The organism is Nocardioides sp. JCM 18998 (assembly GCF_055391535.1).
In genome coordinates this window covers 2,826,390-2,851,623 of the sequence record NZ_AP043886.1, presented here as the reverse complement: position 1 = coordinate 2,851,623, position 25,234 = coordinate 2,826,390, and the positions used below count along the sequence as shown (strand labels likewise).

General features: G+C 70.3%; 27 protein-coding genes. 3 read left to right on the top strand and 24 right to left on the bottom strand.

Annotated elements, in window-relative coordinates; all coding sequences use genetic code 11:
* Positions 1–92 precede the first annotated feature (92 nt).
* Together ACZ5L9_RS13360 and nucS are read left to right on the top strand one after the other, a co-directional pair.
* Complete coding sequence (locus ACZ5L9_RS13360) at positions 93–1,910, top strand: putative bifunctional diguanylate cyclase/phosphodiesterase (protein ID WP_464528501.1); 1,818 nt, start codon at positions 93–95, stop codon at positions 1,908–1,910.
* Positions 1,911–1,921: 11 nt separating this feature from the next.
* Positions 1,922–2,608, top strand: coding sequence for an endonuclease NucS (nucS, locus tag ACZ5L9_RS13355; RefSeq protein ID WP_464528499.1), 687 nt, complete (start codon positions 1,922–1,924; stop codon positions 2,606–2,608).
* A gap of 116 nt (positions 2,609–2,724) precedes the next feature.
* Here the strand turns inward: nucS and ACZ5L9_RS13350 are convergent, their stop codons facing one another.
* The 5 genes from ACZ5L9_RS13350 to ACZ5L9_RS13330 all read right to left on the bottom strand — a co-directional run bounded on the left by ACZ5L9_RS13350 (position 2,725) and on the right by ACZ5L9_RS13330 (position 7,445).
* Positions 2,725–3,255: a ferritin gene (locus ACZ5L9_RS13350; protein WP_464528497.1), complete on the bottom strand. Its 531-nt coding sequence runs from the start codon at positions 3,253–3,255 to the stop codon at positions 2,725–2,727.
* A 19-nt stretch (positions 3,256–3,274) separates the two neighbouring features.
* Complete coding sequence (locus tag ACZ5L9_RS13345; RefSeq protein WP_464528495.1) at positions 3,275–3,457, bottom strand: hypothetical protein; 183 nt, start codon at positions 3,455–3,457, stop codon at positions 3,275–3,277.
* 89 nt (positions 3,458–3,546) lie between these two features.
* Complete coding sequence (locus ACZ5L9_RS13340) at positions 3,547–5,580, bottom strand: protein meaA (RefSeq protein ID WP_464528493.1); 2,034 nt, start codon at positions 5,578–5,580, stop codon at positions 3,547–3,549.
* 93 nt (positions 5,581–5,673) lie between these two features.
* Complete coding sequence (locus ACZ5L9_RS13335) at positions 5,674–5,982, bottom strand: STAS domain-containing protein (RefSeq protein WP_464528491.1); 309 nt, start codon at positions 5,980–5,982, stop codon at positions 5,674–5,676.
* A gap of 62 nt (positions 5,983–6,044) precedes the next feature.
* Positions 6,045–7,445: an FUSC family protein gene (locus ACZ5L9_RS13330; protein WP_464528489.1), complete on the bottom strand. Its 1,401-nt coding sequence runs from the start codon at positions 7,443–7,445 to the stop codon at positions 6,045–6,047.
* A 35-nt stretch (positions 7,446–7,480) separates the two neighbouring features.
* Between ACZ5L9_RS13330 and ACZ5L9_RS13325 the strand changes: the two genes are divergently transcribed.
* Complete coding sequence (locus tag ACZ5L9_RS13325; RefSeq protein WP_464528487.1) at positions 7,481–8,059, top strand: cob(I)yrinic acid a,c-diamide adenosyltransferase; 579 nt, start codon at positions 7,481–7,483, stop codon at positions 8,057–8,059.
* Between the two features lie 154 nt (positions 8,060–8,213).
* Here ACZ5L9_RS13325 and ACZ5L9_RS13320 read toward each other — a convergent pair whose 3' ends face one another.
* The 19 genes from ACZ5L9_RS13320 to thrB form a co-directional block, all read right to left on the bottom strand.
* Positions 8,214–9,416 carry an MFS transporter gene (locus ACZ5L9_RS13320; RefSeq protein WP_464528486.1) on the bottom strand — a complete coding sequence of 401 codons (1,203 nt, stop codon included), beginning with the start codon at positions 9,414–9,416 and terminating at the stop codon, positions 8,214–8,216.
* 36 nt (positions 9,417–9,452) lie between these two features.
* Positions 9,453–9,896 carry a DUF2550 domain-containing protein gene (locus ACZ5L9_RS13315; RefSeq protein WP_464528484.1) on the bottom strand — a complete coding sequence of 148 codons (444 nt, stop codon included), beginning with the start codon at positions 9,894–9,896 and terminating at the stop codon, positions 9,453–9,455.
* Positions 9,897–9,903: 7 nt separating this feature from the next.
* Positions 9,904–10,296 (bottom strand): F0F1 ATP synthase subunit epsilon, encoded by a 393-nt coding sequence (locus tag ACZ5L9_RS13310; RefSeq protein WP_464528482.1) that lies wholly within the window; start codon positions 10,294–10,296, stop codon positions 9,904–9,906.
* Positions 10,297–10,380: 84 nt separating this feature from the next.
* Positions 10,381–11,823 (bottom strand): F0F1 ATP synthase subunit beta, encoded by a 1,443-nt coding sequence (atpD, locus tag ACZ5L9_RS13305; RefSeq protein ID WP_464528480.1) that lies wholly within the window; start codon positions 11,821–11,823, stop codon positions 10,381–10,383.
* A gap of 29 nt (positions 11,824–11,852) precedes the next feature.
* A complete protein-coding gene (locus tag ACZ5L9_RS13300) occupies positions 11,853–12,770 on the bottom strand; it encodes a F0F1 ATP synthase subunit gamma (protein WP_464528478.1) in 918 nt (305 codons plus the stop codon).
* A 3-nt stretch (positions 12,771–12,773) separates the two neighbouring features.
* Positions 12,774–14,414, bottom strand: a complete 1,641-nt coding sequence (atpA, locus tag ACZ5L9_RS13295; protein WP_464528476.1) for a F0F1 ATP synthase subunit alpha — start codon at positions 14,412–14,414, stop codon at positions 12,774–12,776.
* A gap of 56 nt (positions 14,415–14,470) precedes the next feature.
* Positions 14,471–15,283 (bottom strand): F0F1 ATP synthase subunit delta, encoded by an 813-nt coding sequence (locus ACZ5L9_RS13290; protein WP_464528474.1) that lies wholly within the window; start codon positions 15,281–15,283, stop codon positions 14,471–14,473.
* Positions 15,283–15,825 carry a F0F1 ATP synthase subunit B gene (locus ACZ5L9_RS13285; protein WP_464528472.1) on the bottom strand — a complete coding sequence of 181 codons (543 nt, stop codon included), beginning with the start codon at positions 15,823–15,825 and terminating at the stop codon, positions 15,283–15,285. The genes ACZ5L9_RS13290 and ACZ5L9_RS13285 overlap by 1 nt, the downstream gene beginning before the upstream one ends.
* 38 nt (positions 15,826–15,863) lie before the next feature.
* The gene (gene atpE / locus ACZ5L9_RS13280) at positions 15,864–16,067 is read right to left on the bottom strand and encodes an ATP synthase F0 subunit C (protein ID WP_225284028.1); all 204 of its coding nucleotides are present in this window, start codon (positions 16,065–16,067) and stop codon (positions 15,864–15,866) included.
* Between the two features lie 73 nt (positions 16,068–16,140).
* The gene (gene atpB, locus ACZ5L9_RS13275) at positions 16,141–16,917 is read right to left on the bottom strand and encodes a F0F1 ATP synthase subunit A (RefSeq protein ID WP_464528470.1); all 777 of its coding nucleotides are present in this window, start codon (positions 16,915–16,917) and stop codon (positions 16,141–16,143) included.
* Positions 16,918–16,942: 25 nt separating this feature from the next.
* Positions 16,943–17,188 (bottom strand): AtpZ/AtpI family protein, encoded by a 246-nt coding sequence (locus tag ACZ5L9_RS13270; protein ID WP_464528468.1) that lies wholly within the window; start codon positions 17,186–17,188, stop codon positions 16,943–16,945.
* Between the two features lie 27 nt (positions 17,189–17,215).
* Complete coding sequence (locus ACZ5L9_RS13265; protein ID WP_464528466.1) at positions 17,216–17,677, bottom strand: hypothetical protein; 462 nt, start codon at positions 17,675–17,677, stop codon at positions 17,216–17,218.
* A gap of 107 nt (positions 17,678–17,784) precedes the next feature.
* Entirely contained in the window at positions 17,785–18,951 is a 1,167-nt protein-coding gene (locus tag ACZ5L9_RS13260) for a glycosyltransferase family 4 protein (protein WP_464528463.1), read from the bottom strand.
* 15 nt (positions 18,952–18,966) lie between these two features.
* Complete coding sequence (locus ACZ5L9_RS13255) at positions 18,967–19,635, bottom strand: L-threonylcarbamoyladenylate synthase (RefSeq protein WP_464528461.1); 669 nt, start codon at positions 19,633–19,635, stop codon at positions 18,967–18,969.
* A gap of 5 nt (positions 19,636–19,640) precedes the next feature.
* Positions 19,641–20,564 (bottom strand): peptide chain release factor N(5)-glutamine methyltransferase, encoded by a 924-nt coding sequence (gene prmC, locus ACZ5L9_RS13250; protein ID WP_464528459.1) that lies wholly within the window; start codon positions 20,562–20,564, stop codon positions 19,641–19,643.
* 10 nt (positions 20,565–20,574) lie between these two features.
* Entirely contained in the window at positions 20,575–21,660 is a 1,086-nt protein-coding gene (gene prfA, locus ACZ5L9_RS13245; RefSeq protein ID WP_464528457.1) for a peptide chain release factor 1, read from the bottom strand.
* Between the two features lie 87 nt (positions 21,661–21,747).
* Positions 21,748–21,957, bottom strand: a complete 210-nt coding sequence (gene rpmE, locus ACZ5L9_RS13240; protein ID WP_464528454.1) for a 50S ribosomal protein L31 — start codon at positions 21,955–21,957, stop codon at positions 21,748–21,750.
* Between the two features lie 146 nt (positions 21,958–22,103).
* Positions 22,104–24,059, bottom strand: a complete 1,956-nt coding sequence (gene rho / locus ACZ5L9_RS13235; protein ID WP_464528452.1) for a transcription termination factor Rho — start codon at positions 24,057–24,059, stop codon at positions 22,104–22,106.
* Positions 24,060–24,286: 227 nt separating this feature from the next.
* Positions 24,287–25,228, bottom strand: a complete 942-nt coding sequence (gene thrB, locus ACZ5L9_RS13230; RefSeq protein WP_464528449.1) for a homoserine kinase — start codon at positions 25,226–25,228, stop codon at positions 24,287–24,289.
* Between the last annotated feature and the right edge of the window lie 6 nt (positions 25,229–25,234).

Genomic DNA, 25,234 nt, shown 5'->3' with positions numbered 1-25,234 from the left:
ACGCCGCCGTTCCGAAGCCGGGGCACCGATTGTTCGCCGGTCGTTCACGTCTTTCCGCTCACCCGCCGTCCCGGCCGCCCGACGTGTCGGTCGTGACGGATGACGCCCTGCTCGTGCCGGATATGACAGCGATCCGCGTCCCGACCCTGCGCGAGCTCAGCACCCGGGTGCCGGAGGTCGCGGCCTCCGACCCCCTGCAGCCGGTCGAGCGCGCCTTCCGCGACGATCCGCACCTGCGCGCGGTCGCGGTGCTCGCCCCCGACAGCACCGACCTGCTGACCCGGCTGCGCCTGGAGACGATGCTGAGCGGCCGCCTCGGCTTCGGCCGCGCCCTCCTGTCCCGCGCCCGCGTGTGCGACATCCTCGCCGAGGACCCCCTGCGCTTGAACGCCGAGCTGTCACTGCGCGACGCGGCCGCGGAGATCCTCGCCCGCGGCGGCGCCGAGGAGGATGTGCTCGTCGTCGAGGAGGACGGCACCCCGATCGGGATCGTGGCCGTCTCGGTGGTCTTCCGTGAGGTCGGCACCGTCTTTCGCGAGGTCGCCCTGCGCGACCCGCTGACCGGCCTGCCCAACCGGCGGATGCTCGACGAGCGCGGCGCGGACCTGGTGGCCGCCGGCGTCGACCCCGAGCGGATGGCCGTGCTCTACATCGACCTCGACGGCTTCAAGCAGGTCAACGACACCCTCGGCCACAAGGCCGGCGACGAGCTCCTCCTCACCTTCGCCGGCCGACTCGCCCGCACCGTACGCCCCGCGGACCTCGCCGGGCGCCTGGGCGGCGACGAGTTCGCCGTGCTCCTGCACGACACCACCCTGGAGGAGGCCACCACGATCGCCGACCGGATCGTCAAGCTCGCCCAGGAGCCGTTCGACCTGATCGGCAACCAGCTGCAGCTCTCGGCCACCGTGGGCGTCGCCGTCGGCAGTGACCTCGCCACCTCCGGCGCCTCACTGAGTCCGCTGGACGCCCTGCTCCAGCAGGCCGATGCCGCGATGCTCTACGCGAAGCGGTCCGGCAAGGCCCGGATGGGCCGTCCCAACGAGCCCACCGCCAGCGGCCTCTCCGAGCGGCGCGCACTCATCCGCCAGCGCCTGCCCGAGGCGGTCCGCGACGACCTGCTGCGGCTGCACTACCAGCCCAAGCTCGATCTCCGCACCGGCGACATCACCTCCGTCGAGGCGCTGGTGCGCTGGACCGACCCCCTCCTGGGCGTGGTGTCCGCCGGCGAGCTGATCGACGTCGCGGAGAACACCGGCCTGATCCGCCTGGTCGGCGACTGGGTGCTGCGGACCGCGTGCGCGCAGGCCCGGGTGTGGATGGACGCCGGTCACGCGTGGTCGGTGGCGATCAACGTCTCCCCCGTCCAGCTCGCCGCGCCCGGCCTGGCCGGCGCCGTGCTCGCCGCGGTCGAGGAGGCCGGCATCCCGCACCGGCTGCTGCAGGTCGAGGTGACCGAGAGCCGCGCCGTGCTCGACGAGGGACTCGCGAACGCACAGCTGCGCGAGCTCCAGTCGGCCGGCATCACGGTCCACCTCGACGACTTCGGCACCGGCTACTCGTCGCTGTCGATGCTGCGCCGGCTGCCGGTGAGCACGCTGAAGATCGACCAGAGCATCGTCGAGCGGATCGACTCCGACCAGGCCGACGCCGAGCTCATCGCCGGCGTGATCAACGCTGCCCACATCCTGGGCATGAGCGTGATCGCGGAGGGCGTCGAGCGCTCCACTCAGCTGGAGCGCCTGCGCACGCTGGAGTGCGACATCGTCCAGGGCTACCTCATCGGGCGCCCGGAGTCGGCCATCGACGTCGTGCCCCTGATCGGGAGCGCCCTCGCCGCCCTCGACGCGGATTCGGCTCAACCGCCGATCCCGGGGGTGCTCGCCGCGACCAGGCCGACGCCGCTGTAGATTCCTGGCCCGTGAGACTCGTCGTTGCGCGCTGCCAGATCGACTACGCGGGTCGCCTGACGGCGCACCTGCCGATGGCGACCCGGGTGCTGATGATCAAGAACGACGGATCGGTCCTGGTGCACTCCGACGGCGGCTCGTACAAGCCGCTGAACTGGATGTCGCCGCCGTGCTCCCTCACGGAGGGCACCTCCGACGACGGCCGCCCCGAGTGGACCGTGTCGGCCGCCAAGACCGAGGACACCCTGCGGATCCTCATCGACGAGATCGTGCACGACACCTCCCACGACCTCGGGATCGACCCCGGCCTGCAGAAGGACGGCGTCGAGAAGCACCTCCAGGAGCTCCTGGCCGAGCACCCGGCCACGCTCGCCGCAGGACTGACCCTGGTACGGCGCGAGTTCCCCACCGCGATCGGCCCGGTCGACCTGATGTGCCGCGACGCCGGCGGCCTGTCGGTGGCGGTCGAGATCAAGCGCCGCGGCGAGATCGACGGCGTCGAGCAGCTGACCCGTTACCTCGAGCTGCTCAACCGCGACCCGCTGCTGACCGAGAAGGGCGCCGTACGGGGCATCTTCGCCGCACAGGCGATCAAGCCGCAGGCCCGCGTGCTGGCCGAGGACCGCGGCATCACCTGCGCGGTCGTCGACTACGACGCGCTGCGCGGCATCGACAACTCCGAGGACCGGCTGTTCTGACGATCGCGACCTGGATCAACCCGACCTGACCGCTCATCACCGTCGACCACTCCTGGTCCAGCACGACGAGAGCCGCCGACCGGACCCGGTCGGCGGCTCTCGCGCTGCTCGAGGCGTCAGGCTCCGGCCCCGGCGATCGACGGGGCCGTCGGGTCGGCTGCCCCGCGGCCGGTCTCGCGGGCGACGTGGGCCTCGATCTGCTCGATCTTGCCCTCGTTGCGGGTGACGACGGTGAGCAGATCGCTCATCGTGGCGATCTCCTCGACCTGCTCCTTGATGAACCACGACATGAACTGCTCGGAGGCGAAGTCGGCCTCCTCGCGCGCGATCTTGTAGAGCTCGTTGCACTGCGCGGTGACGCGCTTCTCCTGCTCGAGGGCGAGCGCGACCGGGGCGACGATGCTGTCGAACTCGTTGATCACGCCGGGGATGGCCGGGAACTCGACCTGGGCGTCGGTGTCGAGCAGGTACTGGACCATCATCAGCCCGTGCTCGCGCTCCTCCTCCGCCTGGCGGTAGAAGAACGCCGCGGTCTGCGGCATCGTCTGGGCGTCGAAGTAGACGGCACAGGCGAGGTACTGATTGTGCGAGGCGAGCTCGTTGCCGATCTGGACATTGAGCTGCTTCACGAAGCGGTCGGCGACCACGGGACTCCTAGCGTTGGGATCAAGCAGCCTTCCGCAGCTGCTTCTTGCTGACCTTACCGCCGTCGACCCTGACCAGCTTGCGCCGCTTCACGGTGTAGCCGCTCGGCAGGGTGCCGTCCTTCAGCATGCGGAGCGGGCAGCGGTCGCACTTCTTCTTCGACGCGCAGCACTCGGTCTTCGGCAGCTTGGCGCTCTTCCCCACGGCCGCACCCTAATCCAGGGAAGGCTTACCTAACAAGGGGTGCTCGCCTCGGCCGGCGCGAGCACCCCTCAGGCCACCGCGACGAGGCGTCAGGCGAGACCGTTCGCCCGGCGGATGACGTCGGCGACGTCGCTCATGATCTCGGTCAGCGAGAAGTCCTTGGGGGTGTAGACCGCCGCGACGCCCGAGGCGATCAGCGCCTTGGCATCGGACTCGGGGACGATGCCGCCGACGATCACCGGGACCTCGCCCATGCCGGCCGCCTGGAGGCCCTCCACCACCATCGGCACGAGCTCCATGTGGGAGCCCGACAGGATCGAGAGTCCGACGACGTCGACGTCCTCGTCGATCGCCGCCGAGACGATCTGCTCCGGCGTCAGCCGGATGCCCTGGTAGATGACCTCGAAGCCGGCGTCACGCGCTCGTACGGCGACCTGCTCGGCGCCGTTGGAGTGGCCGTCCAGGCCCGGCTTGCCGACCAGGAAGCGCAGCTTGCGCCCCAGCTCGTGGCCGGTGGCCGCGACCTTCTCCCGTACGGCGGTGAGTGCAGCGCCGGCCTCGCCCGCCCCGTCCTGCACAGCACCGACGGCGCCCTGGACGCCGGTCGGCGCCCGGAACTCCCCGAAGACGCCGCGCAGGGTGGCGGCCCACTCCCCCGTCGTCGCGCCGGCCCGGGCCGCGACGAGGGTGTGGCCCATCAGGTTCTCGCTGGTCTTGGCGGCGGCCGCCAGGGCGGCCAGGGCCGCGTCGACCTCGGCCTGGTCGCGCTGGGCCTTCCATGCCGCGACCGACGCGATCGCGGCCTGCTCGGCGCGCGGGTCGGCGACCATGATCGCCTCGTCGAGGTTGGCGGTCAGCGGCGAGGGCTCGGTGGTGTCGAACCTGTTGACGCCGACGATGATCTCCTCGCCCGCCTCGATCGCCGCCCGGCGGCGGGCGTGGCTCGAGACGAGCTCGGACTTCATGTAGCCCGAGTCGACGGCGGCGATGGCGCCGCCCATCGCCTGGACCCGGTCGATCTCGGCCTTGGCGCCCTCGACCAGGGAGGCGACCTTGGCCTCGATGACGGGCGAGCCGTCGAAGATGTCGCCGTACTCGAGCAGGTCGGACTCGTACGCGAGCACCTGCTGCAGCCGCAGCGACCACTGCTGGTCCCACGGCCGCGGCAGGCCGAGGGCCTCGTTCCAGGCGGGCAGCTGGACGGCGCGGGCGCGGGCCTTCTTCGACAGCGTGACGGCGAGCATCTCGAGCACGATGCGTTGGACGTTGTTCTCGGGCTGCGCCTCGGTCAGGCCGAGCGAGTTGACCTGGACGCCGTAGCGGAAGCGTCGCATCTTCTCGTCCTGGACGCCGTAGCGCTCCCGGGTGATCTCGTCCCACAGGTCGACGAAGGCGCGCATCTTGCACATCTCCTCGACGAAGCGGACGCCGGCGTTGACGAAGAAGGAGATCCGCCCCACGGTCTTCTCGAAGTCCTCGTCCGAGACCTGCCCGGAGGCCTTGACCTGGTCGAGGACGGCGATCGCGGTGCACATCGCGTAGGCGATCTCCTGCACCGGCGTGGCCCCTGCCTCCTGCAGGTGGTAGCTGCAGATGTTGATCGGGTTCCACTTCGGGATGTGATTGACCGTGTACGCGATCATGTCGCCGATCAGGCGCAGCGAGTGCTCGGGCCCGAAGACGTACGTGCCGCGCGACAGGTACTCCTTGATGATGTCGTTCTGAGTGGTGCCGGCCAGCTGCGCGGCGACCTCCTCGGGCGACAGGTCGGGGTTCTGCTCCTCCGCGACCACCTGATACATCGCCAGCAGCCACATCGCGGTGGCGTTGATCGTCATCGAGGTGTTCATCTCGGTGAGCGGGATGTCGTTGAACAGCTTCCGCATCTCACCCAGGTGCGGGACCGGGACGCCGACCTTGCCGACCTCGCCCTTGGCGAGCGGGCTGTCCGGGTCGTAGCCGGTCTGGGTGGGCAGGTCGAAGGCGACGCTCAGGCCGGTCTGGCCCTTGGCCAGGTTGGTCCGGTAGAGGGCGTTGGACGCCTCCGCCGTCGAGTGGCCGGCGTACGTCCGCATCACCCACGGACGATCCTTGACCGGGCGCGCCTGCTTCTCGCTGCTCATGAGACGGAGGATATGCCTTTGTCTACCGGCCGGTAACCCTGTGCCATGTGGAACAGCCCACGTTGCGCGGGCGCCTCCCGATCAGGATCAGGATCAGGCGGAGACGGCCTCGGGCTCGACCTCGACCATCCGGTGCAGCCGCGAGATCAGCATCATCCGGCGCACCGCCGGGCGGCAGCCGCGCAGGGTGAGGTGATGGCCGTGGGAGACCGCGTGGCGGCTCGCGACCGCGAGCACCTTGAGCGCTGTTACGTCGATCATGTCGACCCGGCTCAGGTCGAGGACGACGTTCTCGGGATGCTCGGCGAGGTGGTCGTACAGGGCCGCCCGTACCTGCAGGGTGCTCCGTACGTCGAAGTCGCCCACCAGCACCAGTCGTGGTCCGTCGGTGAAGATGTCCATCGCCTGCTCCCTCGCCCGAGTCGTGGCGCCTCTGTACCCGTGGAGACGCACACCTCCTACCACTATGACGCCGAAGTACCCCGTTCGGGTTGCATCACTCGCGACTCTTTCTTCCCAGAAGTCACAGATTCGCGCAGCACGTGCCCCGCCCGGGCGCTCGCGGCCTCCCGCGGCAGCGACTCGACCTCGTCACGCAGCGCCACCAGGCGGGCGATCAGCACGGCCGGCTCGCCCAGCTCGCGGGCGTGCCGGGGACGTACGCGGGCATGCAGCCGCCACAGCGGATCGAGCTCCTCGAGCAGTTCCACGGCCCTCCCGAAGCTCCGCGTGGCCCGGGTCCGCGCGGCCTCGTCCGACGCCGGATCGCGCAGCTCGTCGCGGAGGTCGCGCAGTGCGATCAGGGCGGCACCGCGACGCTTGCGGAACGCGTCGCGGCTGCGCACCGGCAGGATGAACCAGGAGGCGAGCACCCCGATGATCGCGCCGAGGATCACGCCGCCGAGCCGCTCGCCGAGCTCGCCGGAGCCGCCCACGCCGGCGTAGCCGTGCAGCAGTGCCACCATCGCCGTCACCCCTGCGGCCCAGTAGGCGTAGCTGATCCGGCGCGCCCACAGCGCGAGGGCCATCACCACGAAGAGCAGTACGATCGCCCCGCGATCGCCGGCCGCGAGCCGCCCCGCGATCAGCGTGGCGACGAGCGTGCCCGCCGCCGCACCGACCAGTCGCAGGGTCCCCTTGTGCAGCACGTCGCCTCGCCCGCGGTTGCCGCTGCACACCACGTAGCAGGAGAGCACCAGCCACGGCCAGTGCTCCGGGTACAGCCACCGGCCCAACGCGTACGCGACCGCGAGGCCGACCCCGAGCTGGAGTGCCATCCGCGTGCTCGCCTGCAGCCGCCTTCCGCCCGGCGCGGGAGTCGTGGCAGTCGGCGCGGGAGCCGACTCCCTCGGAGGGACGAGGAAGCCGGTGCGCCACGCGAGCAGGTGACACGCCAGCACCCAGGCGAAGGCGACCAGGGCGAAGACGGCCGGCCACCAGGTGCGGGCCGTCTGCGGATCCACCGGCACCGGAACCACCAGCAGCGCGATGAACGGCAGGCTCGCCAGCGAGCCCAGGCGTCGCCACCACAGGCCGAAGCGGCGGATCCAGACCGATCCGGCCAGGACGACGATGAAGGCGGCGCCGCCGAGCACCTCGTGGTGCACGAGCAGCCGGCCCACCTCGGTGGCGAGGATCGCGATCAGCGGCAGCGAGGCCACCCGCAGCACGTACGGCAGGGCGGCTCGCGGACGCTCGGCCGCGACCACCCGGGCCAGCGTGACGGCGAGCATCGTGGCCAGCACGATCACGTCGATGCCCAGCCCGAGCCCAGCCTCGAGGCGCCAGGCGGTCAGCCAGGTGCCGAGCACCGCGAGCATCGTGACCGCGGGCGCCCGCCAGGCGCCTCGGATGGTGGTCCTCATGGTCCGCATCCTCCCTCGCCGCATAGTGTCTGCCCATGGTCAACCTGACACGCATCTACACCCGAACCGGCGACGCCGGCACGACCCGGCTCGGCGACATGAGCGAGACGAGCAAGACGGACCTCCGGCTCGGTGCCTATGCGGACGTCGACGAGGCCAACGCGGCGATCGGCGTCGCCATCGCCGACGGTGGCCTGGCGGACGACGTCGTCGAGGTCCTGACCCGGATCCAGAACGACCTCTTCGACGTCGGTGCCGACTTCTCCACGCCGATCGTCCCCGACCCGACCTACCCGCCGCTGCGCGTCGAGCAGGAGTACGTCGACCGGCTCGAGGCGCTGTGCGACCACTACAACGCCGACCTGGAGAGCCTGCGCAGCTTCATCCTGAACGGCGGCACCCCGGCCGCGGCACGGCTGCACGTCGCCCGTACGGTCGCGCGCCGGGCCGAGCGCTCGGCCTGGGCCGCCTTCGCGGTGCACGGCGAGACCATGAATCCCCTCGCGATCACCTACCTCAACCGGCTCTCGGACCTGCTCTTCATCCTGGCCCGCTACGCCAACCGCGAGCGCGGCGACGTGCTGTGGGTGCCCGGAGGCGAGCGCGCGAAGTGAGGAACGAACGGAACGCGTGAGCCGACCATCGGCCGGAGGCGAGCGCGCGAAGTGAGGAACGAACGGAACGCGTGAGCCGACCATCGGCCGGAGGCGAGCGCGCGAAGTGAGGAACGAACGGAACGCGTGAGCCGACCATCGGCCGGAGGGTCGGTCAGGCTTGGACGGGCTCCTCGGCCGGCTTCGCCGCCGGCCGGGGCGTCCGCGCCGCGAAGACGGTGAGCGCGGCCGGAACCATCAGGATCGGGACCACCACCAATGCCTTGAGCGTGCCGACGCGATCACCGAGCATGCCGAGCAGCGGCGGCCCGGCGAGGAACGCCGCGTAGCCGATCGTCGCCACCGCCGAGACCCGTGCCGCCGCGCGGACCGGGTCGTCGGCCGCGGCGCTCATCCCGACCGGGAAGCCGAGCGAGGCACCGAAGCCCCAGATCACGACGCCGATGAACAGCGTGGTGAGCGAGCCGCCGTAGACGGCGACCAGGACGCCGACCGCCGCGGCGACCGAGCAGGTCCACAGCACCGGGGCGCGGCCGAAGCGGTCCAGCAGGTGGGTGCCGGCCAGACGACCGATCGTCATCGAGACGACGAAGGTGGAGAAGCCGGCGACGCCGACCCAGTGCGGGGTGTCGAAGCCATCGATCACCGCGAGCGAGAGCCAGTCGTTGGCGGTGCCCTCGACGGTGGCGTAGCAGAGCACCAGCAGGCCGATGATGAGCGTGCGCGGCTCGCGCCAGACCGAGACCTGGGGCTCTGCGGCGACCGTCTCGTGGTGCTCGGTGACGGGCAGGAACGCCTGCGCGGAGCGCAGCGTGAGGCCGACGGCGAGGACCATGACCAGCGCGTAGTGCAGCAGCACCGGCGCGCCGAGGGCGGCCATCAGGACGCCGACGCCACTGCCGACGATGGAGCCGATGCTCCAGCCGGCGTGGAAGCGCGGCATGATCGTGCGACCCAGCCGGCGCTCGACGTCCGCGCCCTCGACGTTCATGGCGACATCCCAGAAGGACGTGCCCGAGCCGTAGAGGAAGAGCCCGACGCAGGCGAGCGGGACCCACTGCAGCACCGCCGCCCCCAGACCGAGGATCACGATGCCGGCGCCGACCGCGATCGCGCCACCGCAGACCGTGGGACCGGGCTTGAAGCGCTCGATCACCTTGCCGCTGAGCGGCAGCGATCCGACCGAGCCGATGGAGGCGCAGATCAGCAGGAGCCCGAGGTCGGAGTTGCTCAGCCCGAGGCCCTCGCGGATGTCCGGGAGTCGGGACACCATCGTGGCGAAGAGCAGCCCATTGAGGGCGAAGGCGAGGCCGACTGCGGTGCGCGTCTGGGGCAGGGTCGGCGTCCGCGTGATCACGCTCTCATTCAACGGGATGAGGCGAGCTGGGTCGAATCAGCGGGACCAGTCGGTGCCGGGGTTGCGCGACTCGAGCCAGGCCTGGAACCCGATCAGCGACTGTGGTCCCATGGCGAGCTCGACCAACTCGCCATCGAGGGTCTGGCACTCGACGACGAGGTGGTCGGGGTAGAGCGCGAGCGCCTCGCCACCCTGCGGCGGACGGCTCGCGATGTAGACCAGTCCGGTCCGCTCCCACCGCCGCTTGGGGGCGGGCGCGAGCGAGAAGACCCGGAACCACTCGAGGGTGGATCCGGTATAGCGGCCGACTCCGAGCAGCCAACCGCGTCCGGGCCGGGTGGCCCGGACGCGGTGGCTCAGCTCGAAGGTGCCGCCGTGCCGGGCGATCACCCGGCGGCGCACCATCAGGCAGACGCCATAGACGAGGACGAGCAGAAGCAGCAGCCCACTGAGATCAAGCAGCTCCTCCCACCACGCCATCGACGGATCAGTGCGCCTTCTCGACCGCGCGGATGCGGGCCTCGGCGCGGCGGATCCGCTGCTCCGCCTCGTCGTCGACGCCGATCAGGCCCTGAGCCTTCTCCAGCTCGGTACGGGCCTCGTCGACGTTGATCTCCTCGGCGAGCAGGATGTGCGCCGACAGGATCGACACCCGGTCGTTCGCCACCGAGATGAAGCCGCCGTCAGCCGAGGCGACGACCACGGGGCCCTCCGCCGGGTTGATCTCGACGACCGCGTCGGTGAGCACGGAGAGCATCGGCGCGTGCCCACGCAGCACGCCGACGTCTCCGTCGACCGTACGGGCGATGACCATGGTGGCCTCGCCGCTCCAGACCACCCGGTCCGCAGCGACGAGCTCCACCTGAAGGTTATTGCTCATCGACGTCCTCGCTTCGCTCCGGGCGCCGACGAGGCACAAGGCCGACGGCACCCGATGGTGAACTCGCTTCGCTCGTCCACAGGATCAGAGGTTCTTCTGGATGTCGGCCCAGTTGCGGTCGACGTCGTCGAGGCCACCGCACATGAAGAACGCCTGCTCGGCGACGTGGTCGTACTCGCCGTCGCAGATCTTGTTGAACGCCTCGATGCTGTCCGCCAGCGAGACCGTCGAACCCTCGATGCCGGTGAACTGCTTGGCGACGTAGGTGTTCTGCGACAGGAAGCGCTGGATGCGACGCGCACGGTGGACCACGGTGCGGTCCTCCTCCGACAGCTCGTCGACACCGAGGATGGCGATGATGTCCTGGAGCTCCTTGTTGCGCTGCAGGATCTGCTTCACCCGGATGGCCGCGTCGTAGTGCGCCTGACCGATGTACTGCGGGTCGAGGATGCGCGACGTCGAGGTCAGCGGGTCGACGGCCGGGTAGATACCGAGCGAGGCGATCTCACGCGAGAGCTCGGTGGTGGCGTCGAGGTGGGCGAAGGTGGTCGCCGGGGCCGGGTCGGTGTAGTCGTCGGCCGGGACGTAGATCGCCTGCATCGAGGTGATCGAGTGACCACGCGTCGAGGTGATCCGCTCCTGGAGCGTGCCCATCTCGTCGGCGAGGTTGGGCTGGTACCCGACCGCGGACGGCATCCGGCCGAGCAGCGTGGAGACCTCGGAGCCGGCCTGCGTGAAGCGGAAGATGTTGTCGATGAAGAGCAGCACGTCCTGCTTCTGCACGTCGCGGAAGTACTCCGCCATCGTCAGCGCCGACAGGGCGACCCGCAGACGCGTGCCCGGCGGCTCGTCCATCTGGCCGAAGACCAGGGCGGTCTGGCCGAAGACGCCGGCCTCCTGCATCTCGTGGATCAGGTCGTTGCCCTCACGCGTACGCTCGCCGACGCCGGCGAACGTGGAGACGCCACCGTGGTTGCGCGCAACACGGGCGATCATCTCCTGGATCAGCACGGTCTTGCCGACACCGGCGCCACCGAACAGACCGATCTTGCCGCCCTGGACGTACGGGGTGAGCAGGTCGATGACCTTGATGCCCGTCTCGAACATCTGGGTCTTGGGCTCGAGCTGGTCGAAGGCCGGGGCCTTGCGGTGGATGCCCCAGCGCTCCTTGACCTCGACGGTCTCGCCCGGCTCCAGGTTGAGCATGTCACCGGTGGCGTTGAAGACCTTGCCGAGGGTGACGTCACCGACGGGGACCGTGATCTGGTCGCCGGTGTCGCGGACTGCGCCGCCGCGGACCATGCCGTCGGTCGGCTTCAGCGAGATCGCGCGGACGACGCCGTCACCGATGTGCTGGGCCACCTCGAGCGGCAGGGTGGTGGTCTCGTCGCCGAGGGTGACCTCGATCTCGAGCTTGTTGTAGATGTCCGGCATGGCGTCGACGGGGAACTCCACGTCGACGACCGGGCCGATGACGCGGACGATACGTCCGGTCGCCGTCTGGGTCTCGTCAACCGTTGCGGTCATGGTTTCGGTGTCCTTCTCGAGGTGGGTTCTCAGTCGTTGGCAGCGGTGGCGTCGGCCAGGGCGTTGACGCCACCGACGATCTCGCTGATCTCCTGCGTGATGCCGGCCTGGCGAGCCTGGTTGGCGATCCGCGTGTACTTCTTGATGAGCTCCTGGGCGTTGTCCGTCGCCGACTTCATCGCCTTCTGGCGAGCCGCCAGCTCGGAGGCCGCGGCCTGCAGCATCGAGAACCAGATCCGGCTCACGACGTACTGCGGCAGCAGCGAGTCCAGCACCTGCTCCGGGCTGGGCTCGAACTCGTAGAGCGGCAGGACGTCGTCCGACTCCGGCTTCGACTCGCCCTCGACGACCTCCAGCGGCAGCAGGCGCACGGCCTGCGGCTCCTGGCGGATCATCGAGTGGAAGCGGGTCGAGACGAGGTGCACCTCGTGCACGCCCTCAGCACCCTGCTCCTGACCCTCGAGGAACGTGGTGATCAGCGTGGTGCCGATCTCCTGCGCCACCTCGAAGGACGGCTGGTCCGAGCCGCCGATCCACGTCTTGACGACGGGACGGTTGCGGAACTTGAAGTACGCCTCGGCCTTGCGGCCGGACACGTACAGGTCCACGGTCTTGCCCTCAGCCTGGAGCTTGGCCACCAGGCCCTCCGCCTCGCGGAGGACGTTGGCGGCGTACGCACCGGCCAGGCCGCGGTCGCTCGCGATCACGAGGACGGCGGCCCGGTCCGGCGAGGCCGGCTCGGTGGTCAGGGCGTGGTCGACGTTGGAGTACGTCGCCACGGCCGAGACCGCCCGGGTCAGCTCTCGAGCGTACGGCGCGGCCGCGTTGGCCCGCTGCTGCGCCTTGACGATGCGGGACGCAGCAATGAGCTCCATGGCGCGCGTGATCTTCTTCATCGACTCCGTCGACTTGATCCGCGCACGGTACTCACGCAGCGAAACGGCCATGGATCAGGCTCGCTTCTGCTTGACGATCTGCTCCTGCGCGACGTCGCCGTCCTCAAGCGCGTCGGCCTTGGCCGAACCCGCCTTGATCGTCTCGCCGTCGGAGGTCTCGAACTGGCCCAGGAACGTGTCGTACGCGCTGGCCAGCTGCGACTCCGTCGAGTCCTCGAACTTCAGCGTCTCGCGGATGCCGGCCAGGATGCCCGGCTGCGAGAGGCGCAGGTAGTCGAGGAACTCCTGCTCGAACTTGATCACGTCGCCGACCGGGAGAGCGTCGAGGCGACCCGAGGTGCCGAGCCACAGCGAGACGGTCATCTCGTCGACCGGGTACGGGGAGTACGCCGGCTGCTTGAGGAGGGCCATGAGGCGCTGACCGCGGGCCAGCTGCTGCTTGGAGGCGGCGTCGAGGTCCGAGGCGAACATGGCGAACGCCTCCATGGCGCGGTACTGCGCCAGCTCGACCTTGAGCGAGCCCGTGACGTTCTTGAGCGCCTTGGTCATGGCCGCGCCACCGACGCGGGAGACCGAGACACCGACGTCCACGGCGGGACGCTGGTTGGCCGCGAACAGGTCCGACTGCAGGAAGATCTGGCCGTCGGTGATCGAGATGACGTTGGTCGGGATGAACGCCGAGACGTCGTTGGCCTTCGTCTCGATGATCGGCAGACCCGTCATCGAGCCGGCACCCATGTCGTCCGAGAGCTTCGCGCAGCGCTCGAGCAGGCGGGAGTGCAGGTAGAAGACGTCACCCGGGTAGGCCTCGCGGCCCGGCGGGCGGCGCAGCAGCAGCGACACGGCGCGGTAGGCCTCGGCCTGCTTGGTCAGGTCGTCGAAGACGATGAGGACGTGCTTGCCCTCGTACATCCAGTGCTGGCCGATGGCCGAGCCGGTGTAGGGCGCGAGGTACTTGAAGCCCGCCGAGTCGGAGGCCGGGGCCGCGACGATGGTGGTGTACTCGAGCGCGCCGGCCTCCTCGAGGGCGCCACGCACGGAGGCGATGGTCGAGCCCTTCTGGCCGATGGCGACGTAGATGCAGCGGACCTGCTTCGACGGGTCGCCCGTCTCCCAGTTCTGCTTCTGGTTGATGATCGTGTCGATCGCGATGGTGGTCTTGCCGGTCGCGCGGTCGCCGATGATCAGCTGGCGCTGGCCGCGGCCGATCGGGGTCATCGCGTCGATCGCCTTGATGCCGGTGGCGAGCGGCTCGTGCACCGACTTGCGCTGCATGACGCCCGGCGCCTGCAGCTCGAGGGCGCGGCGGCCGACGGTGGCGACGTCGCCCAGGCCGTCGATCGGGTTGCCCAGCGGGTCCACGACGCGGCCGAGGTAGCCGTCGCCGACGGCGACGGAGAGGACCTCGCCCGTGCGACGGACGGTCTGGCCCTCCTCGATCTTGTCGAAGTCACCCAGGATGACGACACCGATCTCGCGGGTGTCGAGGTTCAGGGCGAGGCCCAGCGTGCCGTCCTCGAACTGAAGCAGCTCGTTCGCCATCGCCGAGGGCAGCCCGCTGACGCGCGCGATGCCGTCAGCGGTCTGCGCGACCGTGCCGACCTCCTCGGTCTTCGCGGCCTCCGGCTTGTAGTCGGCGACGTACTTCGCCAGCGCGTCGCGGATCTCCTCCGGACGGATGGTCAGCTCCGTCATCTCAGATGCCTTCTCTCTTGTCTGTCTAAGTCTGCTGCGGTGGGTGCTGGGCGGGTTCAGCCGGCCAGGAGGCGGCGTGCGTCGTCGAGGCGGCTGGCCACGGTCCCGTCGATGACGTCGTCACCGATCTCGACCTTGATGCCACCCACGACGGTCGGGTCGACCAGCAGGTTGAGGTGGACCGGACGGCCGTACTGGCGCTCGAGCGCCGCCGCGAGACGGGAGGTCTCGGCGTCGCTGAGCGGCTTGGCGACGCGGACCGTCGCGACGCCCTCGTTGTGGGCCGCCGCGGCGACCTTCTGGTACTCGTTCAGCGCCACCGAGACGGTGCGGTAGGTGCCCGCGAGGGCCTGCTTGGCGAGGGTGACGGTGGCCGGGAGGGCCTTGCCGCCGAGGAGCGAGTCGAGCAGCGCCGACTTGTCGGCGATCGTCCGGCTCGGGTCGGAGAGCGCGTCGCGCAGCTCCGGGTTGTCCTGGACCAGCTGGCGCACGCCGAAGAGCTCGTCGGAGAGCCGCTTGGCGTCGCCGCCGGCCGAGCGGACCACGGCGATCTCGCTGAGGCGCTCCAGCGCCGCCGGCAGGTCGCCGGCGTGGGTCCAACGACGGGTGACGGCGGAGCCGATCAGTGCCAGGGCGCCGGCGGCGAGCTTGCCGCCGAAGAGCTCCTGGACCAGGCCGGACTTGGCCTGCTCGGCGACCGCCTGGTCGGTGAGGAACCGACGCAGCGTGCCCTCGGCGCGCAGCGTCTGCGAGGCCGAGAACAGCGAGGACGCCGTCTCGGCGGCCACGCCCTCCGAGCCGGAGACTGCGGTCTCCAGCTCGGAGGTCAGGCTCGCAACGGCGTCCGCGGATGCACCACGAACGTCCATCAGTTCACCCCGGACTCGAGGTCGGCCAGGAAGCGCTCGACGACACGGCTCTGCCGGGCGTCGTCCTCCAGGCTCTCGCCCACGATGCGACCGGCGAGGCCGGTCGCGAGCGAGCCGACCTCGGCGCGCAGAGCGGTGACCGCCTGCTGACGCTCGGCCTCGATCTGCGTCTTGCCGTGCTCCACGATGCGGTCGGCCTCGGCCTGGGCCTGGGTACGCATCTCGGTGACGATCTGCGCACCCTGGGCGCGCGCCTCCTCACGGATGCGCGCCGCCTCGTGCCGAGCCTCGGCGAGCTGCTGCTCGAGCTCCGCGAGCTTGGCGTCGGCCTCGGCCTGCTTGCTCTCCGCTGCAGCGAGTCCGCCCTCGATCGCGGTGGCGCGCTCGCTGTAGGTCTGCTCGAACCGCGGCACCACGTACTTCGTGATGAGGAACAGCAGGATGCCGAACGTGACGAGCGAGAGGATGAACTCGACCGGCACGAAGGCCAGCGGGTTCTTGTCCTCCGCGTCCCCGGCGGCGAGGATCAGATCTGTCTGCATGGGGCAGCTTCCTTGTCAGGTACCGCTAAACGCGTGGGTCAGAGGGCGAACGCGAGGGCGATACCGATGATCGCCAGCGCCTCGGCGAGCGCGAAGCCGAGGATCGCGATCGACTGGAGGCGGCTCTGCGCCTCGGGCTGGCGGGCAACGCCGGAGATGTAGGCGGCGAAGATGAGGCCGATACCGACACCGGGGCCGATGGCAGCCAGACCGTAGCCGACCATGTTCAGGGAGCCGTCCATGACTCTCTTCCTTTCGGTTGTTTCTCTAATTGAGAGTGAAGCGGGTGGTGGAGCTGGGTTGGATCAGGGTGGATCAGTGCTCGTCGGCGAGTGCACCCTGGAGGTACATCGCGTTGAGCAGGGTGAAGACGTAGGCCTGCAGGAACTGGACCAGGATCTCCAGGAAGGAGACCAGGATCGCGAGGACCCAGGCAAGCGGGCCGGCGACGTAGCCGATGCCGCCGACGTGCTCGATGAGGTAGAGACCGCCGGTCGCGAACAGCAGCATCAGCAGGTGGCCGGCGAACATGTTGCAGAACAGACGCAGGGCCAGCGTGACCGGGCGGATCAGCAGGTTGGAGAAGAACTCCAGCGGGACCAGCAGCGGGTACATCGCGACCGGGACACCGGCCGGGACGCACTGCAGCTTGAGGTAGCCACCGAGGCCGTGCTTCTTGATGCCGACCGCGTTGTAGAGCACCCAGGAGACAGCGGCCAGCGCGTACGCCATCGAGGCCCGCGAGAAGGTCGGGAACTGCAGCAACGGCACCGAGCCGAACAGGTTGTTCACCAGGATGAAGAAGAACAGCGTCACCAGGTACGGCGTGAACTTCGCGAAGTCGTGGCTGCCGATGATGTCGCGCCCGATGCTGTTGCGGACCATGCCGTAGGCACTCTCACCGGCGTACTGCAGCTTCCCGGGCACCAGCGTCCCGCGGCGGATCGCCAGGCGGAAGAACACGAAGACGATGATCACGGCCAGGACCAGCTGGATCATCGGCTTGGTGATGTCGGTGCCACCGATGCTGAAGAAGCCCGGGAGGTCGAAGTCCGCCGGGCCCGGGGCGTGGAAACTCTCGGCTCGGATCACGGAACTCACTGTTCCTCCTGCTTCGTCATGTCTTGTCGTCGTACGGTGATTGCTTGGTTTGGTGCGGCTTGTTGAAGCGCGCCCAGGTCATGTAGATCCCGAAGGCGGCTCCGGCCAGGATGCCGACCGCTACCAGGAAGTGCGTGCCCAGCCAACGGTCCAGCAGGAAGCCGATCAGTCCGTAGACCGCGACCCCCGCCGTGATGTAGCCGAACGAGTGCCAGGGGTCCCCGTGCGGTTCGTCCGAAGACGATCGCTCGGGGCCATTCACGCCCCGGAGGATAACAGTCACCGGCGCTCACCGCTCCCCCGCCATGGTGCTCGTGACCGGAAGGTCGAACACCGGCGTACGGCGGCGCACCGCCAGGGCGATCTGGGTGACCGTCCAGGTGAGCACGACCCCGATCACCGCGGTCGCCAGCGCACGCGCCTCGGCCGGTGCGGCGAAGGCGTTGGAGCGGTCGATCGCGATGAGGAGCATCAGGAGCAGCGCGAGCTGCAGCGTGTAGGTGAGCAGGGCGACGAGCAGTGCCGCGGAGGGCATGACGCTCGCGACCAGGTCGACCAGGAACGAGCCGAAGAAGAGGACGCCGAGCCCGATCGCTGCGCCGACGAGCGCCGCCTCGAACGTGCCGTGGCCGCTCAGGATCGCTCCGCCGAGGCCGATGAGCAGACCCACCAGACCCGCAAAAGACGCGGCGACGAGGAGCTGACCGGCGCTCGTGGCGCGGCTGGTCGTGCTCGACTCGGTCGTCAACATTGGCGGCCGTTCTGTTGAAAAAGGGCGGTCGTCGGGCGTCACGGGAAGGTCCCCGTCAACGCTCGTGAACGCTATCACGAGCGCGCTTCACGCCCGAAATGGATCGTTCAAGGCACGTCCGCCGGAGCGTCCCCGGAGACGGGGCGCTGCACCGGGTGGCCGGGCGTGGAGACCTTGGGCAACAGGAACGTCAGCGACAGGGTCACCACGACCATCACCGCGAGGGCGCCCCACATCCACGGACCGGTGTAGAGGCTGGCCAGCACCGAGCCGAAGCCGATCAGGGCGGCCCACAGCCACATGATCATCACCGCGCGACGCTGCGAGTGGCCGATCTCGAGGAGCCGGTGGTGCAGGTGGAGCTTGTCCGGCGCGAACGGCGAGCGCCCCGCCCGGGTGCGCCGTACGACCGCCAGGACCAGATCGGTGAACGGCACGATCAGGATCGTCACCGGCAGCAGCACCGGCAGCAGGGTCGGCAGCAGGCTGGCCCGCGACCCGCCCGCGCCCGAGGTGAGCTGCTCGGAGGTGAACTGGCCGGACAGGCTGACGGCGCTCGCGGCCAGCACCAGGCCGATCAGCATCGAGCCGCTGTCGCCCATGAAGAGGCGCGCGGGGTGCCAGTTGTGCACGAGGAAGCCGCCGCAGGCACCAGCCAGGGCGGCGCTCAGGAGGGCGGGGGTCGCGGCCCGGCTCAGGTCGTTGGCCCGCAGCAGCTCGTAGGAGAAGAGGAAGAAGGAGACAGCCCCGATCGCGACCACTCCCGCAGCCAGGCCGTCGAGGCCGTCGACGAAGTTCACCGCGTTGACGGTGGCCACCACGACGAAGCCGGTCAGCAGCGCGCCCTGTGCCGGGTCGAGCGAGAAGACCCGGCCGTCGGACCAGGTGATGAAGGTGTATTGGATCTGGAAGTAGATCAGCACCGCGACCGCGAGCACCTGGCCGCCGAGCTTGGTCAACGCGTCGAGCTCGAAGATGTCGTCGATCACCCCGACCGCGCAGATCAGCGCGCCCGCGGCCAGGACGACCCCGGCGTCACGGACGACGAACGGCTGGGACTCGGTGAGGAACGGCATGTGCCGTGCGACCAGGTAGGCGGCGCCGAGGCCGCCGAGCATCGCCAGCCCGCCCATGTACGGGATCGGCTCGGCGTGCACGTCACGGTCACGCACCCTCGCCACTGCGCCGGTGCGCAGCGCGACCTCGCGGGCGACGACGGTCAGCAGATAGGTGACGGTGCCGGCGACGAGGAAGAGCAGGAGATAGGCCCGCACAGCAGATGCCTCGACTCAGTCTTCTCGTTCGACGCCCTGGACGCTGACGCCGAAGGGCTCCAGCACCGCGTCGATGCGCTCGACCGCGAGCGCGCCCAGCCGGAGCAGGCGCGGCTCGGCGCCGGTGGCGTCGATGATCGTGGAGGCCTCACCCCCGGGCACGGCGCCGTCGTCGACGATGACCACGACGTCCTCGCCCAGCATCGCCTCGGCGGCATCGCCGTCGAGCGCCGCGGGCAGACCGGTCTTGTTGGCCGAGCTGACCGCGAGCGGGCCCGTACGGCCGAGGACCTCGAGGGTGAGCGCGTGGTCGGGGACGCGAACGGCCACGGTGCCACGGGTCTCGCCCAGGTCCCATTGGAGCGAGGACTGCTGGTGCAGCACGACGGTCAGCGGGCCGGGCCAGAACTCGACGAAGAGGGCGCGGGCCCAGTCCGGGACCTCGATCGCGAGCGCGTCGACCGTGCTGGGTGCGCTGACCAGGACCGGTGGCGGCATCTCGCGGCCGCGGCCCTTCGCCGCGAGCAGCTTGCGGACCGCGGCGGCGTCGAACGCGTCGGCGGCGATGCCGTAGACGGTGTCGGTCGGGATGACCGCCACCTCGCCCGCCCCCAGGGCCTGCACGGCGGCGGCGATGGCCGCCTCGCGCTCCTCGTCGGTGCCGGTGCGGAAGCGCGTGCTCATGAGGGTCATCGTGCCAGCCTCGCGGTCACGAAGCGCGGTCGACCTGCCAGGTCGAGGTTGTCGCGTACGTCGCTCCAGCGCCCGGTCGCGGCGAAAACGGCCGGCGCGCTGTACCGACCGCCGTCGACACCCTGCGCGTCGGCGTGCTCGAAGCCCACCACGCCGCCGGGTACGAGCAGCTCCGCGGCACGGCGCTCGAGGACGCGGATCGCGTCGAGGCCGTCCTGACCGGAGAAGAGGGCGAGGTGGGGGTCGTGGTCGCGCGCCTCGGCGGCGACGGACTCCCACGCCTCGAGCGGGATGTACGGCGGGTTGCACACCACCACGTCGACGCGGGCGAGCAGGTCGTCGAAGGCGGTCGCCATGTCCCCCTGCCGCAGATCGACGCCGGTGTCGGCGAGGTTGCGCTGCGCCCAGGCGTGCGCGTCCTCGGAGAGCTCCACCGCGTGCACGTCCGCCGCGGGCAGCTCGTCCTTCACCGCCTTCGCGATCGCGCCCGAACCGGTGCACAGGTCGACGACGACCGGAGGCCGCGAGGTCGAGCCTGTCCCGGAGGTCGAGCCGGTCCCGGACGTCGAGCCTGTCGAGACCCTCCCCGCCTGCTCGATCGCCCAGCCGGCGAGCAGCTCGGTCTCGGGGCGGGGCACGAAGACACCCGGCCCGACCCGGAGCTCGACGTGGCGGAAGTACGCGATGCCGGTGAGGTGCTGGAGCGGCTCGCGGGCGGCGCGACGCGCGATCAGGGCGGCGAAGTCGGCGGCGCGAGCGGCGTCGACCTCGTCGACGAACGCGAGCCGGACCCGACTCGTGCCGAGGACGTGGGCGAGCAGCTCGGCGGCGTCGTGCTCGGGGCTGGCCACGCCGCCGGCACGCAGCTCATCGGTCGCCGACGCGAGCAGGTCGCGGCGGCGTACGGAGACCGGACTCACTGCGCGGCGCTCACTTCTCCAGCGCCTCGAGGCGCTGGGCCAGGTCGGCCTCGACGGCGGAGTTCAGCACCGGGCCGAGGTCCCCGTCGAGCACCTGGTCCAGGTTGTAGGCCTTGTAGCCGGTGCGGTGATCGGAGATCCGGTTCTCCGGGAAGTTGTAGGTGCGGATCCGCTCGGAGCGGTCGACGGTGCGGACCTGGGAGCGGCGGGCATCGCCGGCCTCGGCCGCGGCGGCCTCCTCGGCCGCCTGCAGGAGCCGTGCGCGCAGGATCCGCATCGCCTGCTCCTTGTTCTGCAACTGCGACTTCTCGTTCTGGCAGCTGACCACGGTGCCGGTCGGCAGGTGGGTGATCCGGACGGCGGAGTCGGTGGTGTTGACCGACTGGCCACCGGGCCCCGAGGAGCGGAAGACGTCGATGCGCAGGTCGTTCTCGTCGATGACGACGTCGACCTGCTCGGCCTCCGGCATCACCAGCACGCCGGCGGCGGAGGTGTGGATGCGGCCCTGCGACTCGGTCGCGGGCACGCGCTGGACGCGGTGGACCCCGCCCTCGAACTTGAGCATCCCGTACGGCGCCTGACCAGGTTCGAGCGTCCGCCCCGCCGATGACCGGGCCTTCACCGCGACGGTCACCGACTTGTAGCCGCCGAGATCGGACTCGTTGGCGTCGAGCAGCTCGACCTTCCACCCGACGCGCTCGGCGTAGCGCATGTACATCCGCAGCAGGTCGCCGGCGAACAGCGCCGACTCCTCGCCGCCCTCCCCCGACTTCACCTCCAGGATGGCGTCCTTGTCGTCGGCCGGGTCGCGGGGCGCGAGCAGGCGGCGCAGCCGCTCCTCCGCCTCGCCGCGACGCGTCGTGAGGGTCTCGACCTCGTCGGCGAAGTCCGGGTCGTCGGCGGCGAGCTCGCGCGCGGCCTCGATGTCCTCGGCGAGCTGCCCCCACTCGCGCCAGGCCCCGAGGATCGCGTTGAGCTCGGAGTAGCGCTGGTTGAGCCGCTTGGCCAGCCGGGGGTCGGCATGGGTCTCGGGCTCGGCGAGCCGGCCCTCCAGGGCGCTGTGCTCATCGACGAGTCCCGCAACTGCTTCGAACATGACCTTCTCCGCTGACCGGTGGCGACGTGGGGGTAAATGACGAGCGCCGACCTCCCCGTGATCGGGGAGGTCGGCGCTCGGAGGACGCTAGGCCTTCTTGCCGTACCGGGCCTCGAAGCGCGCGACGCGACCGCCGGTGTCGAGGATCTTCTGCTTGCCGGTGTAGAACGGGTGGCACTCGTTGCAGACGTCGGCACGGATGATGCCGTCCGCCTTGGTGCTGCGCGTGGTGAACGTGTTGCCGCAGGTGCAGGTGACCTGGGCCTCGACGTAGGTCGGGTGGATGTCAGCCTTCATGGTGTCCTCATCTCTCGGGGTTCCGGGTCGTCCAGCGCGGGTGCGCGACGTGAACCGGAACCGACAGGCAATGGTACGAACAACGCGGGCCGGCCACCAATTCCCCTGGCATGTGCGCCGCCGGCCCGCGAGGTCGTACGGGCGTGCTACTTCTCGTCGCCCGGCGTGGTCTTGGCGACCTGCATCAGGAACTCGACGTTGCTGTGCGTCTTCCTCATCCGCTCCAGCAGCAGCTCGAGCGCCTGCTGGCCGTCGAGGCCGGCCAGCACCTTGCGGAGCTTCCAGACGATGGCCAGCTCCTCCTTGCTCAGCAGGAGCTCCTCGCGGCGGGTGCCGGACTGGACGACGTCGATCGCCGGGAAGAGGCGCTTGTCGGCGAAGTCGCGGCGCAGCCGCAGCTCCATGTTGCCGGTGCCCTTGAACTCCTCGAAGATCACCTCGTCCATCTTTGAGCCGGACTCGACGAGCGCGGTGGCGAGGATGGTCAGCGAGCCGCCGTTCTCGATGTTGCGCGCGGCGCCGAAGAACTTCTTCGGCGGGTAGAGCGCGGCCGAGTCGACGCCACCGGACAGGATCCGGCCCGACGCCGGGGCGGCGAGGTTGTACGCGCGGCCGAGGCGGGTGATGCCGTCGAGCAGGACGACCACGTCGTGGCCGAGCTCGACGAGGCGCTTGGCGCGCTCGATGGCCAGCTCGGCGACGATGGTGTGGTCGGTCGGCTGGCGGTCGAACGTGCTGGAGATGACCTCGCCCTTGACCGAGCGCTGGAAGTCGGTGACCTCCTCGGGCCGCTCGTCCACCAGGACCACCATGAGGTGGCACTCGGGGTTGTTGGCCGTGATCGAGTTGGCGATCGACTGCATGATCATCGTCTTGCCGGCCTTGGCCGGGCTGACGATGAGGCCGCGCTGGCCCTTGCCGATCGGGGCCGCGATGTCGATGACGCGGCCGATCATGTTCTCGGCGTTGGTCTCCATCCGCAGGCGCTCGTTGGCGTACAGCGGGGTGAGCTTGGAGAACTCGACGCGGCTCGCGGCGTTCGACGGGTCGGTCCCGTTGACGCTGTCGATGCGCACCATCGGGTTGAACTTCTCCTTGCGCTCGCCCTCCCGCGGCTGGCGCACCTGCCCGACGATCGCGTCTCCCCGGCGCAGGCCGAGCTTGCGGACCATCGACAGCGAGACGTAGACGTCGTCGGCACCGGGCAGGTAGCCCGACGTGCGGACGAAGGCGTAGTTGTCGAGCACGTCGAGGATGCCGGCGGCCGGCACGAGGACGTCGTCCTCGCGGATCTCGACGTCCAGGTCACCCCGGCCGGCGCCGGCCGGGCGGTCGCGGTCACGGCCGCGGCGGCGACGGTTGCGACGGCTGCCGCCCTCGTCGTCGCCGTCCTGGTGCTGCTGGCCGTGCTGGGCCTGACCCTGCTGCTGGGCCTGACCCTGCTGCTGGCCCTGCTGGGACTGGTTCTGCTGCTGGTTCTGCTGCTGGTTCTGCTGCTGGCGGCCCTGGCCCTGCTGCTGGCCCTGCTGACGCCGGCCCTGACGCTGCTGGCGCTGGCCGTCCTGCTCGCCCTTGTCCGCGGTGTCGCCCTGCTGGGCGCCCGCCTCGCTCTGGCTCTCGCCCGGCGCGTCCGCGGTCCGTGACTCGGTCCGGGACTCGGTCCGGGACTCGGCCTGGCTCTCGGCGCTCTCCGCCTTGGCACGACGCTGGCGCTGGCGCGGCTTGCTCTCGCCCTGCTCGGCGTCGCCCGCCTGCGGGGCCTTCGCCTGGGGAGCCTCCGTCTGGGGGGCCTCCGCCTTCGCGGCGGTCGCCTTCGCGGGCGCCTTGGCGGTGGTCGCCTTCGTGGCGTCGGTGGTGGTGTCGGCGGTCTTCTCCGCCTTGGCCGCCGCAGGCTTGGTCGCCCGCTGGGTCGGCCGGCTGCCCTGGGCAGCCTTGATCGCGTCGACGAGCTGGGCCTTCTTCATGGCACCAGAGCCGGCGATCCCCATGCCGCTCGCCATCGCCTTGAGGTCGGCGAGGAGCATGGAGTTGAGCCCTCCGGACGCCTTCTTCTTCGGCGCGGTCGCGGCGCCGGCGTCGAGCCCAGTGATGGTTTCCGTCACGTGAGGTCCTTCCCACGTATCACAGCCGGGCGCACCGAGAAGTGCGTCGACGGCTTGTCTTGTCAGAACTCCCCTCCCCGACGGCGGACCTCGTCACAGGTCTCATCGGTTGCACAGAGCAGATCCGTGCGGGAAGTGGAGGGAAGTGCGCACCTACGGTGCTGGCTGCTCCGGTACCCGGAGCGCTAGCAATGTAGCACCGGTGTGGTGCCGATCATTCCCGGACGTCAGAATTCGCGACGCGCGCCGTCGAGATCGAGTCCGAGCGCGAGCGAGACCCAGCCGTCGGGCGTACGGGCGAGCAGGGCGGCGGTGTCGTCGTCGCCGTTCTCGTCGGTGACCGCGAACGCGAGCACGGTGGGGCCCGCGCCCGAGACGATCGCCGGGATGCCGTCGGCGCGCAGCGCGTCCACCAGCGCGAGAGACTCCGGCATGGCGGGGCGTCGGTAGTCCTGATGCAGGTAGTCGCGGGTGGCGCGCAGCAGCTGGTCGGGCCGTCCGGCGAGGGCGGCGACGAGCAGCGCGGTACGGCCGGCGTCGGCGGCGGCGTCCGCGTGCGGGACGGTGGCGGGCAGCAGGCCGCGGGCGACCTTGGTCTCGACCCCGGTCGGCGGCACGAACACGACCGCACCGATGGAGGAGTCGACGGGCGAGCCGACCGAGTAGAACGCTCCGCCGTCATCGTGGAAGCCGTCCGCGCGGGCCTCGTGACCCGAGATGGTGAAGCCGCCGTACAGCGCCGGCGCGACGTTGTCGGGGTGGCCCTCGATCTCGGCGGCCAGCCGGAAGGCGGCGTCGTCGTCCATCCGGGCGGTGCCGTCGGCGACCAGGGCGCGGGCCAGCACGATGCCGCCCACGATCGCCGCCGAGGAGGAGCCCATGCCGCGGGCGTGCGGGATGACGTTGTGGCAGCTGAGCCGCAGGCCGGCCGGCTGCTCCCCCAGCGCCGCGAAGGCAGCCCGCATCGCGCGGACGACCAGGTGCGACTCGTCGCGCGGGACGCCGTCGGCGCCGGCACCCTCGACCTCGACCACCAGGCCGGAGTCGAGGATCTCCCCGACCAGCGTGTCGCGCAGGTCGAGGGCGAGCCCGAGCGAGTCGAAGCCGGGGCCGAGGTTGGCCGAGGTGGCCGGCACCGTGACGGTGACCGGGCCCTCCACGAACGTCATCTACGT